Genomic DNA, 10673 nt, shown 5'->3' on the forward strand with positions numbered 1-10673 from the left:
GCCCCGCCCCTCCCGGGACGGGGCTCCTCGTCAGCGGTTCAGCGGCAGGTGACCGCTCGGTAGGGGACGTCGATCCGCTGGGTCACGGCGACTCCGTCCCGGGTCGTGCGGGCGGTGACGGCGACGACGCCGGCGGCGAGGGGCTTCTTCGGCGCCGTGAGGACCACCGCGGTCGCCTTGCCGGGACGCAGCGACGTCGTGCTCCGGTCGCCGATCGGCGTGGAATAGCGGAGGGACACCGCTGCGGCCTCGTGGTTGGTCGCGGTCACGGCGAGCCGGGGCTTCTTCCCGAGGCAGAAGGTGCGGGTCGTGACGGCCACGTCCACGGTCGGAGCGGGCTCCGGCGCGGCGGGCTCGAGGGTCACCGTGCGGAAGAGCGCGGCGTTCTTCGACTCCGCGACTCCGAGGCCCCAGCTGAGCCAGCCGGCGCGACCGGCGCCGTCGTTCTCGTTCACGGCGATCGTCGTGGCGAGCAGGCGGGTGCCCGGATCGACGCGGAGGGTCGTCCACGGCACCGCGATCTCGTACGTCGTGGTCTTCGCGGCCTCGTCCCTCCGCACCTCGGCGACCATCCCCTCGGGGACAGAGGAGACGTCCGTGGGCGACCAGCGGTGGACGTCCACCGTCCCGCCCGCCGTCAGTGCGGCACCGAGCTCGGTGACCCGTGTGCTCTCCCCGGTGGCGCCGGCGGTGATCCCCCACTGCACGCCGTCGCCCTGCCAGGTGTCGCCGCCCGTCGCGGGCTGAGCGTGCACGTCGTCGGTGATGCGGGCGGTGAGGTAGACGTTCTCGGCGTCGTGCGTGATCCAGGCCGATCCCGAGAGGTCCGCCGGGCCGCTCCAGCCGGTGGGCGGCGGGGATCCCTCGGCGAGGAAGTCCTCGGCGGCGAGGCTCTCGAGGGCGGAGTCGACCACGCCGTCCAGGACGACCGGATGGGCGGTCGCCGCGGTGGGATCGACGAGGGGCAGGAGCTCCCCCGACGACCGCTGGGGCAGAGCCTCTCCCCGGCGCAGAGTCGCTGTCCAGTCCAGGGGCTCCACGACCGCGACAGGGACGTCGGCGGACGCGGTGCCGCCGACCGGGACGACCGCGCCGGCCAGCACCGTGCCGGACGCCTCGCCGGCGGCCCAGTCGATGCCGTCCACGGTGACTGCACGCGTCGAGGAGTTCGTCACGCGCAGGCGCAGCGCCTCCGATCCGTCGGCGGCGAGCGCATGACCGCCCGTGAGGGTCAGCGGCGAGGTGGCGACTCCGCTCGTCGAGAGGAGTGCCACGGCGCTGCCGCCGATCGAGACCGTCGCCGAGTACCGGCGATCGCCCACCGAGCCCTGGGCGGGGTAGGCGACGGGAGCGCTGCCCGTGCCGTCCTCGGCGGATCCGGTCGTCGTCGCGCCTCCCGCCTCGACCTCGAAGTCGGCGGCGGGAGCGCCCGCCGACGGGTCGACGGAGACGGATCCGGTCGCGGGGTCGCCCGCGATCTCCGCGTCCACCGCGAGCTGGAACGCACTGCTCGTCGCGACGCCCGCGATCGGGCCCTCGACGTAGACCGGATCCTGACCGACGGACGTGTAGACGCGACCGGCCGTGTCGGGCGAGAGGGTGGTCCGCGCTCCGTAGAGATCGGTCACCGTCACCGGGCCCGCGGTGTCGAAAGCGAGCACGCTCGCCGCAGCCGAGGACCACACGGCGTGCACCTCGTCGCCGGAGCCGGCGTCGAGCACGACGTCGTGCAGCCCTGCGCCGAGGTCCTCCGTGCGCTCCACCGGACGGTCGTGGATCTGCCGGGCGAGGACCGCGTTGCTGACGTAGGCGGGCTTGGGGGCGTAGGCGCCGCGGGGGTCGGCCCAGTTGCGCACGATGCCGAAGTTCTGCTCGATCTCGAGCGGGTCGAGTCCGTCGTTCACGAAGTCGTAGATCGTGAACTGCTCGACTCCGTCGGCGAGGGCGAGGAGCTGCGCGCGGGTGAGGTACCGCGCCTGCGCGGACTCACTGACCGACTGCGGGTTCTGCCCGGTCGGCCAGCCGGACTCGGTGAGGTACAGCGGCCTCACCTGGCCGAACTCCGCCATGATCCCCTGCAGGGTGTCGATGTGGCCCTCGAAGCGGTCGGATCCCTCCGGAGCCGTCGGGAACGTGTAGGGGTGCGTCGACACGGCGTCGACGTACTCCAGTCCGCCGAGCTCGGCGAACTCGCGGAACCAGCCGACCCAGTCGTTCATGGGAGCGAGGGCCGGGCCGATCAGAGTGACGTCGGGGTGCTCGGCGCGGACGACCTCGTCCACCACCTTGAGCAGCTCGACGTACTGGCTCGCGGAGCCGCCGGCGGCGCCGTCGAGGTCGCGCCAGTTCCACTCGTTCCAGACCTCGTAGACAGTGTCATCGGTGCCGAACTTGTCGACCGAGGCCAGGGCGTAGCGCGCGAAGGCCTGCCGGTCGGCGGGGGTGCTCGGCGCCTCGTCCGGGAAGTAGAGCTGGTTGCCGTAGTCGAGGATCTGCACCTGGTCGACCTCGAGCGATTCGAGCTCCGCCTGGTACGCGTTCACCTGCTCCTGCCAGACGAACTGCCCGGGCACGGTCTCGGTGGCGGCCCACTGCGCCTCGTCGCGCGAGGCGGAGAACCCGGCCCGGGCGAGCAGCGGCGCGGAGTCCAGAGGCCACGCTCCGCCGAAGTGGGAGGAGGCGGCGAGACGGTTCTCGTCGGAGCCCGTGAAGTCGAAGGGCTCGGTGATCGAGAAGTCGGTGCCGCCGGTGTGCTCGGTGCCGTCGGCGTCGATCGCGGTGATGTCGACCTGGTACCAGCCCGGGGTCGTCGTGCCGAGCGGGATCGAGCCGTCGAGCGAGGCCGCCGATCCGGATCCGGACTCGACCTCGGTCCCGTCCGCGTCCCGGACCGTCCAGGAGAGCGACTGCGCCGTGGTCACGAAGCCGAGTGCGACCGGCTCCCCCGCGTCGAAGGCGTTCCCGACGGTGCTCGGCACGATCCCGAGCGCCGGGATCGGGAGCAGCGCGTGCGCGGCGTCGAACCGGATGGTGCCGGTCGTCGCCCCGTCGAGCAGGCCGTACGGGTCGATCACGAAGCCGACCCGGGTGATCGGGCCGTGCCAGACGTCGTCGTCGGCTCCTCCCCACGACACGTATCCGGGTCCGGAGTCGAAGTCCTCGAGGCGGACCGTCTGCCACCCGGGCGCGGCGGTGTCCAGCTCGGCCAGCTGCTGGTGCACCTGGCCCGTGGAATCGGTCAGGCGCACCGCGACGGTGTCGACGTCGCTCGAGCGCATCGAGACCTCGAAGGCCGCGGCGTCGACCGGAGTCACGTCGGTGTAGACCTCGACGGTGCCCGTCGGGATCGACGCGTCCAGACGTCCGGAGCTGTCGCCGGTGACGGCCACGGACGGATCGATGGTGAAGGTGGCGGAGGCGCCGCCCGAGACGGCCGTGCGCCACTGGGCGGGGTCCTTGAAGTCGCTGAGGACGACGGGGGTGGGCGCGTACTCCAGAGCGGACGCCGGTGCGGCGCTCACCGCCTGGAGCAGGGGGACGGCGACGACGGCCGCGGCGAGTCCGGCCAGGAGACGGAGTCTCCGGCCCGGGGGAAGAAGGTGCATGGGGTTCTCCTCATCGAGAATCGTGTTCAAGCGGTTTCGCACTTGCGGACAGCATCACCGAGGGCCGCGTCCCGGTCAAGAGCACCCGTCCTTAAAAGCTGCAGTTCTTGACGAGTCGCGGACGATCGGCCACAGTGGCACCGCATCTGCGAAAGCGCTTGTGCACCTGCCGACTCGACGAGGAGACCGCATGACTGTCCGAGCCCGTTCCCCGCATCCCGCCCGCCTCTGCGCCGCCGTCGCGGTGACGGCGGCCCTCGCGTTCGGCACCGTGTCCCCCGCCGACGCGACGACGGTCCCGGCGCCGGGCCTCGCGCTCAGCGAGTTCTCCGACCCCGCCGCCTGGCAGGCGATCGGCCGTGGCGGAGCGACCGCCGCGTTCTCGGTCGACACGACGCGTTCGACGAGCGGAGGCTCCTCCGGCCGGTTCGACGTCTCGGCGCCCGGCGCGGGAACGGCCGAACTCGTGTCCGACCTGGTCGACACCCCGTCGGTCGCGATCGAGTTCGACGTCCGGAGCACCGACATCGACACGATCGCCGTCCGCGCGTTCGACGGCACGGGTCAGGTGCACCAGCAGCGGATCGCGCTGGACCCCTCCGCACCCGGCTGGCAGCACGTCCGCATCGACTCCTTTGACTCCGGCACCGGGTACTCGTCGTGGAACGGCGCGGCCGACGGGGTGTGGCACGGACCGCTCACCCGGCTGAGCATCGTGGTGGACCGGTGGGGCGCGCTCGACGGCGCCTCCTCCGGGTCGCTCTGGATCGACGCGCTCCGCGGCGTCGCGGATGCTCCCGGCGGGGGCGGCGGGCGAGTGCTCTTCGTGGGGAACAGCTTCACCCACGGCTTCGAGGACCCCGCCCTGTCCTACAACAGCGCGGCGATCGACGACCGCAACGGCGGCGGTGTCGGCGGAGTCCCCGGGATCTTCGACGCGATGACGACGCGGGCCGGCCTGCAGCTGGACGTCGAGGTCGAGGCCGCGAGCGGGCAGACGCTCGCCTGGCACCGGGACACGCGCGGGGTCGTCCTCGGCGAGCGCTGGGACACGGTCGTCCTGCAGGAGCAGAGCACGCTGCCCCTTCCGACCGCGCACGGCGGGCAGCCCGCCGTGTTCCGGGAGGCCGCCGAGGACGTGCTGGCTCTTGTCGCCTCGGGCAACGCCCAGGCGGAGTCGGTGCTCTACGAGACCTGGGCCTCGCCCTCGGCGATCGTGTCGCAGGGATACCCGAGCGGAGTCGCGGGGCTGAGCGCCATGCAGGCCGATCTGGACGCGGAGTTCTCCTCCGCCGCCTCGGCACTGGGCTTCTCGGAGTCGGCTCCTGTGGGCGACGCGTTCCTCCGGGCGGTGACGGAGGGCATCGCCGACGGCGTGCCCGGCGACGGCATCGCACCGGGCACCGCCCGGCTCTGGAGCGCCCAGGACGAGCGGCACGCGAGCGCCGTGGGCAGCTACCTCGCCGCCGCCGTCCTGGTCGCCACCCTGACCGGGATCGATCCGCGGACGCTGCCCACGGGTCCGGGCAGCGTCGCAGCGGATCTCGGGATCGCTCCGGCGCTGGCGGTCGATCTGCACGACCTCGCGGCCGGATGAGGAGTCCGGCCGCGAGCGGCTCGGGGCTCAGCCCTGGACGTGCTCGTACTGCTCGAAGAACCAGTCCGGCCGGGTGACGGTGATGTAGGTGAGCCCCTCGGTCTGGATGGAGTGGGGAACCATCGGCTCCACGACGACGACGTCCTTCTCGCCCACCTCGAACCGGTCCTCGCCCACCGTGAAGACGGCGGTCCCCGCGATGACGAAGTAGATCTCGTGGACCTCCTTGTTGAGGTGGCTCCCGGAGGCCGGGCTGCTCGTCGTGATGGTCTGGTGGGCGAGGCCCGCCTCGGGCAGGACCTGGTACTTCCGGATGGTCCCCTCGGGGGTCGTGATCTCTCGGGCGCTGCTGGCGGGGATGTGCATGGTCTCGTCCTTCTCGTGGGGTGGGGGTGTCAGTCCGCCGCGACGCGGGGACCGAGGCTCTGGCGGCCGATGACCTTCAGCAGGTCGAGCTTGCTGCGGCTCTCACCGCTGCCGCCCGGGTTGAGCAGGAGGAGCGTCTGCGAGCGGTCCTCGGTGAAGAGCATCTGCGCGTCGATCTCGATCGTTCCCAGCTCGGGGTGCAGGAGGATCCTGCAGTCGTCGTAGCTGCGCGCGACCTCGTGCAGCTGCCAGAGGCGGGCGAACTCGGCACTGCGCTTCGAGAGCTCGGCCGCGAGCTTCACGGCCCGGGCGGTGTCGCTGCCCGACGTCGTGGCCATCCGCAGGCGGGCGACGAGGAACCTGCCGTGCTCCTCCTGCGCGTCGGCGGGGTAGAGGCGGCGCTCGTCGGGATCCGTGAACCAGCGGTGGAAGCCGCTGCGGTCCGCGCCGGTGAACCTCGTCTCGTCGCCGATCAGCGCGATGGCGAGCGGATTCATCGCGAGGGTGTCGTGGAGGTCGTTCTGCACGAGGCAGGGCACGTCGGTCAGCCCGTCGAGCACGCTCATCAGTGCCGGGCTCACGTGGTCGGAGTGGACCGACCTGCCCGGCGCGTTGTGCCCGATGAGGGCGAACAGGTGGTCGCGCTCGTCGAGTGTCAGGCGCAGCGCCCGGGCGAGCGCCGCGGCGATCTGCGTCGACGGGACGGGGGCGCGCTGCTGCTCGAGACGGGCGTAGTAGTCGGTGGACATGCCCGCGAGCTGCGCGACCTCCTCGCGGCGCAGTCCCGGGGCGCGCCGCCGCGGCCCCTCCGACAGCCCGACGTCGCGCGGGCGCAGCAGTTCGCGGCGCGAGCGGAGGAATTCGGCGAGCAATCTTCTGTCCATCCGCTCATGATGGGCCCGGAGCCGGAGCGGAGCCAGGGATCGGCGATCCCCCGCTCCCCGGCTCAGGCCCCGTCAGAGGCTGCTGAGCGAGCTCACGAGGCCGGCGTAGGTGCCGTTCGCCGCGGCGTCGCGCGCCCAGCGGGCGTTCTCGACGACCAGCTCGCGGGCGTCCGGGTTCTCGCGCAGCAGCGCCAGCACCTCGGACACGTACTCGTCGAGCGGCATGGCCTGCTCGCTGTCCTCCTGACCGAGCAGAGCCGTCCGGACCGCGGGCGGCACGATCTCGACGACCTGCACACCCGCTCCGGCGAGCGAGATGCGGGCGCTCTCGGTGAACGAGTGGAGCGCGGCCTTCGTCGCGCCGTACGTCGGGGTCGCCGCCCACGGAACGAAGGCGAGCGCGGAGGAGACGGTCAGGATCGCAGCCCCGTCCCGGCCGGAGAGGATCGGAGCGAACGCGTAGACCATCCGGATCGTGCCGAGGAGGTTGGTCTGCACGTGCTGCTCGGCGATGCCGACGTCGGACGGGTCGAGCAGGTCCTCCATGAGCATGATCCCGGCGTTGTTCACGAGGACGTTCAGGTCCGGGTGGGTGACCTCGAGGCTCGCGCGGGCCCGGGCGATCGATTCCGGATCGGCGATGTCGAGCTCGATCGCGTGGAGTCCGGGGTGCTCGGTCGTGATGGCGTCCAGGAGCGACCGGCGCCGCCCCGCGACGACGACCGTGTTCCCGGCGTCGTGCAGGCGGAGGGCGAGCGCGAGGCCGATGCCCGAGGTGCCGCCGGTGATGAGGATCGTGTTCCCGGTGAGGTTCATGCGGTGGAGCTCCTTCGTCGTTCCGCCCCTGGTCGGGCGGCTCGAGCGACGCTAGGCCTGTCCGACGCAGCGAGGCAGAGACCGGTCGTCCGAGGATCGACCCTCCCCGGATCGGGGTCGGCGGGCGTATGCTCGTGGTGATACGGAGACAGTCTCCGATAAGAACGAGAGGAGCGGCCGTGCCTCCCACCGAGACGACGCGCAGCCGGGCGCCCCGGGCGGACGCCCAGCGCAACCGGGACCTGATCCTCGACACCGCCGAGCAGCACTTCGCCGAGCACGGCGTCCGCGGCTCGCTCGACGCGATCGCGAAGAGGGCCGGCATCGGTGCCGGAACCCTCTACCGGCACTTCCCGACCCGCGAGGCGCTCCTGGCGGCACTGCTGGCCGACCGCGACGACGCGCTCGTCGCTCGGCGCGAGTCGCTCCGCGACGGCTCGGTCGACCCGGCGGAGGCGCTCGACGGCTGGCTCCGGGCGGTCGTCGACTGGGCGGGGGCCTACGAGGGCCTCCCCGATCCGCTCCGCGCCGCGACGAACGCCGACTCGTCCCCGCTCGCGACCACCTGCGAGGGGTTCGTCACCACCACGGCCGAGTTCCTCGAGGCCGCGCAGCGCGACGGCCGAGCACGGAGCGACGTCCGGGCGCGCGACCTGTTCCTCGCCGCGCTCGCGCAGAGCTGGGTGCGCGGCGCCGCCCTGGCGGACCCCACGTCCGGCACGGCTCTCGCCGCGCTCACCCGCAGCGGCTGGGAGACGTCCCCCGGCCCCGGCCGGGGCTGACCCCCACCACGACCACCCCAACGACCACCCCCTCACGAAGGAGACAGACATGACGCGCATCGGGATCATCGGCAGCGGAGACATCGGGAGCGGCATCGCCCGCCTGGCGATCGCCGCAGGCCACGAGGTGCTCCTCGCGAACTCGCGCGGTCCGGAGTCGCTCCGCGACCTGATCGAGGAACTCGGTCCGCAGGCGCGGGCCGGCGACGCGCTCGAGGCCGCGGAGTTCGGCGACATCACGGTCCTCGCTGTGCCGCTGGGCGCCTACCCGGGCCTGCCCGAGGGCGCCCTCGACGGCCGCACCGTGCTCTCGACCGGCAACTACTACCCCCACCGCGACGGACGGATCGCCCGACTCGACGCCCTCGAGCTGACGACCGCCGAGCTCGAGCAGGAGCTCCTGCCCGGCGCCGCGATCGTGAAGGCCTTCAACAACATCCTGTGGCACCACATCCCGAACCTCGCCCACTCGACCCCGCGCACCGCGCTCGCGGTCTCCGGCGACGACGAGCAGGCCAAGGCCGCCGTCTCGGCGCTGGTCGATGACCTCGGCTTCGAGCCGGTCGACGCGGGCACGCTCGCCGAGTCGTGGCGCACCGAGCCCGAATCCGGCGCGTACACGCCCGTCTACGCCGCCGACCTCGAGGGCCTCGCGAAGGACTACCTCTCCGACCCGGGTGCGCCCGTGACCGCGGCCCGGCTCCGCGAGATCATCGCCTCCTCGCACCGGGCGGACGTCGCCGCGCGCCAGTTCTGAGGACGCGGTAGAGGAGGGGGCGGCGGCTCGCAATCCCCTCCCGATCCGCGCGCGGCTTAGGCACCGTGGTCGTCATGAGGAAGCTGCACTACTCCAGCGGGACCATGCTCGTCGCCGATGTCACCTGCAAGGCGGTCCTCCGCTACGCCCGCGCCCTGGCCGACGTCGGCAAGTCCGACGTGATCTCCGTCCCGGTGATCACCGAGGGCGGGAGCAGCGCCACGGCGCACCTGCCCATCGGACCGGCGAGCCAGCTGTGGTCGACGCCGGTCGAGAACAGCCACGGTGAGGAGCCGGTCGACGCGGAGGCCATCGCCCACATCGAGCAGGAGACCCGACGGATGCAGCCGTCACGGCCCTCCTGGAACGAGGAGATGACCGACCTGCCGGACCTGGACTTCCTCACCTATCCCGACCTCGCCTGAGACCGGTCGGCCCGGCTCAGAACAGGATGCGCAGCCGTGCGGGAGCGCTCACCGAGGGCGAGACGGAACTGCTCCCGCCGTACTCGACCGTGACGAGGTGCCTCCCTCGCGGCAGCCGCGGCAGCAGCACCGAGGCGCGACTCCGCGTATCGGTCCCGACCGCCGCCGTCGCGACCACTTCCCCGTCGACGAGGAAGGTCACCGGCCCTGCCGGGGAGGACGCGTCCGGCACGGTGACGACAGCGGTCGCGCGGACCCGCTGCACCGAGAGGGCGGTGCTCAGCGCCAGCCCGATCCGCGTCGAGGAGTCCGCGAGGGGCGCGTCGTCGCTGACGTCGAAGCCTCCCCACCACACCGTCCGGTCGCTCGTCTCCCCGTCCGGGAACTCGTCCGTCGTCGGTCCGGTCGCGAAGCGCGCGTAGAGGATCTCGTCGTTGAAGAGGGGGTACACCTCGGTGGGCAGGGTGAAGGTCAGCGTGGATCCGTCGGCCGAGACCACCGCATCCTCCGAGAAGTAGAGGTAGTCGAATCCGATCCGCGGGTCGCCGAGCCCGAACGCGCCCTTCAGGGTCTGATCCGGGAGGAACGTGCCCACCGGCCCCGTCACGCGGACCGCGTCCCCGAGACGGGCCGGCACCACGGTCGGCTGCTCCGGGCTGACGTAGTCGTACGAGTGGCGCGACCAGGCCGTCGACGGATCGTTCGGCAGCGTCTTCGTCGCGCTCCCGCCGGCGACCGCCGTGAGACTCCAGCGGATGTAGAAGCCCGAGTAGTACTCCTCCTGGCCCGTCGTGCAGGTCACCTCGACGAGGTCGCCGGGATCGACGGTGAAGTCGTCGGGGAGAGTGATGGTCGGCGACGCCGCCCACTCCGCCTCGGTCCTGGTCTGCTCGACGTACTCCTGCTGCGAGGTCGAGGACCAGCAGCGGACCGTCTCGTCGATGGGCAGACCGAGATCGGCGACGAAGGTGCGCACTCCACTGTCGACGGACAGACGCTCGTCGGAGCTGCCGAAGTGCCAGTAGTGGTAGGACTCCGGAGGAGTCGTCGTGAACTCGATCGGATCCGCGGGAGCCGCGTTCGCCGCGAGGGGTGCCGACACCATCGCGATCACCGCGATGCACGCCACGACCAGCGCCTCGATCGACCGTCTCATCAGCCAGCTCCTCACCGTCGCCACGACGCGCGCGCCGTGCGCACCTCCCGGCCTGCACCGTCGCGGGCCCGTGGTCGGTCTCACAGTAGGGAAGGACGTCGTGGCGCGATAGGCGTCGTGGCCTCGAGTTCCGGGGCCGCACTACTCGTCTCCGTCCCTTGACACCGTCTCGGGCGCCTCATCATCATTCAGGGACGATCGGCGGCGGCGCGCCGCCGGCACCCCGAGAGGAACGGCGCACCGATGCCCACCATGCTCTTCGTCAACCTGGCCGTCAGCGACCTG

The 10673-nt window shown here is 72.2% G+C and carries 9 protein-coding genes; 4 read left to right on the plus strand and 5 right to left on the minus strand.

Going from position 1 to position 10673, the window contains the following annotated elements; genetic code table 11:
* Window positions 1-38 precede the first annotated feature (38 nt).
* A complete protein-coding gene (locus tag ASF46_RS13125) occupies window positions 39-3605 on the minus strand; it encodes a sugar-binding protein (protein WP_056867993.1) in 3567 nt (1188 codons plus the stop codon).
* 190 nt (window positions 3606-3795) lie between these two features.
* Between ASF46_RS13125 and ASF46_RS13130 the strand changes: the two genes are divergently transcribed.
* A complete protein-coding gene (locus ASF46_RS13130) occupies window positions 3796-5202 on the plus strand; it encodes a hypothetical protein (protein WP_056867994.1) in 1407 nt (468 codons plus the stop codon).
* Between the two features lie 27 nt (window positions 5203-5229).
* On the opposite strand, the gene ASF46_RS13135 is transcribed toward ASF46_RS13130, so the two are convergent.
* From ASF46_RS13135 to ASF46_RS13145, 3 genes are all read right to left on the minus strand, one after another.
* Window positions 5230-5568: a cupin domain-containing protein gene (locus tag ASF46_RS13135; RefSeq protein ID WP_056867995.1), complete on the minus strand. Its 339-nt coding sequence runs from the start codon at window positions 5566-5568 to the stop codon at window positions 5230-5232.
* A 29-nt stretch (window positions 5569-5597) separates the two neighbouring features.
* Window positions 5598-6452 carry a helix-turn-helix transcriptional regulator gene (locus ASF46_RS13140; protein ID WP_056867996.1) on the minus strand — a complete coding sequence of 285 codons (855 nt, stop codon included), beginning with the start codon at window positions 6450-6452 and terminating at the stop codon, window positions 5598-5600.
* A gap of 72 nt (window positions 6453-6524) precedes the next feature.
* The gene (locus ASF46_RS13145) at window positions 6525-7268 is read right to left on the minus strand and encodes an SDR family oxidoreductase (RefSeq protein ID WP_056867997.1); all 744 of its coding nucleotides are present in this window, start codon (window positions 7266-7268) and stop codon (window positions 6525-6527) included.
* A gap of 179 nt (window positions 7269-7447) precedes the next feature.
* Between ASF46_RS13145 and ASF46_RS13150 the strand changes: the two genes are divergently transcribed.
* The 3 genes from ASF46_RS13150 (at window position 7448) to ASF46_RS13160 (ending at window position 9232) form a co-directional block, all read left to right on the plus strand.
* Window positions 7448-8050: a TetR/AcrR family transcriptional regulator gene (locus ASF46_RS13150; protein ID WP_235576951.1), complete on the plus strand. Its 603-nt coding sequence runs from the start codon at window positions 7448-7450 to the stop codon at window positions 8048-8050.
* 49 nt (window positions 8051-8099) lie between these two features.
* Complete coding sequence (locus ASF46_RS13155) at window positions 8100-8807, plus strand: NADPH-dependent F420 reductase (protein ID WP_056867999.1); 708 nt, start codon at window positions 8100-8102, stop codon at window positions 8805-8807.
* Between the two features lie 74 nt (window positions 8808-8881).
* Window positions 8882-9232 (plus strand): hypothetical protein, encoded by a 351-nt coding sequence (locus tag ASF46_RS13160; protein WP_157602511.1) that lies wholly within the window; start codon window positions 8882-8884, stop codon window positions 9230-9232.
* Between the two features lie 16 nt (window positions 9233-9248).
* Here ASF46_RS13160 and ASF46_RS13165 read toward each other — a convergent pair whose 3' ends face one another.
* Window positions 9249-10388: an Ig-like domain-containing protein gene (locus ASF46_RS13165; protein WP_056868001.1), complete on the minus strand. Its 1140-nt coding sequence runs from the start codon at window positions 10386-10388 to the stop codon at window positions 9249-9251.
* Window positions 10389-10673: the final 285 nt, after the last annotated feature.

The organism is Rathayibacter sp. Leaf296, from assembly GCF_001423045.1.
GTDB lineage: Bacteria > Actinomycetota > Actinomycetes > Actinomycetales > Microbacteriaceae > Rathayibacter > Rathayibacter caricis.

Bases quoted from the DNA above. Each gene is read 5' to 3' on its own strand.
- ASF46_RS13125 (WP_056867993.1), bottom strand. From the start codon at position 3,605: ATGCACCTTCTTCCCCCGGGCCGGAGACTCCGTCTCCTGGCCGGACTC.
- ASF46_RS13130 (WP_056867994.1), top strand. From the start codon at position 3,796: ATGACTGTCCGAGCCCGTTCCCCGCATCCCGCCCGCCTCTGCGCCGCC.
- ASF46_RS13135 (WP_056867995.1), bottom strand. From the start codon at position 5,568: ATGCACATCCCCGCCAGCAGCGCCCGAGAGATCACGACCCCCGAGGGG.
- ASF46_RS13140 (WP_056867996.1), bottom strand. From the start codon at position 6,452: ATGGACAGAAGATTGCTCGCCGAATTCCTCCGCTCGCGCCGCGAACTG.
- ASF46_RS13145 (WP_056867997.1), bottom strand. From the start codon at position 7,268: ATGAACCTCACCGGGAACACGATCCTCATCACCGGCGGCACCTCGGGC.
- ASF46_RS13155 (WP_056867999.1), top strand. From the start codon at position 8,100: ATGACGCGCATCGGGATCATCGGCAGCGGAGACATCGGGAGCGGCATC.
- ASF46_RS13160 (WP_157602511.1), top strand. From the start codon at position 8,882: ATGAGGAAGCTGCACTACTCCAGCGGGACCATGCTCGTCGCCGATGTC.
- ASF46_RS13165 (WP_056868001.1), bottom strand. From the start codon at position 10,388: ATGAGACGGTCGATCGAGGCGCTGGTCGTGGCGTGCATCGCGGTGATC.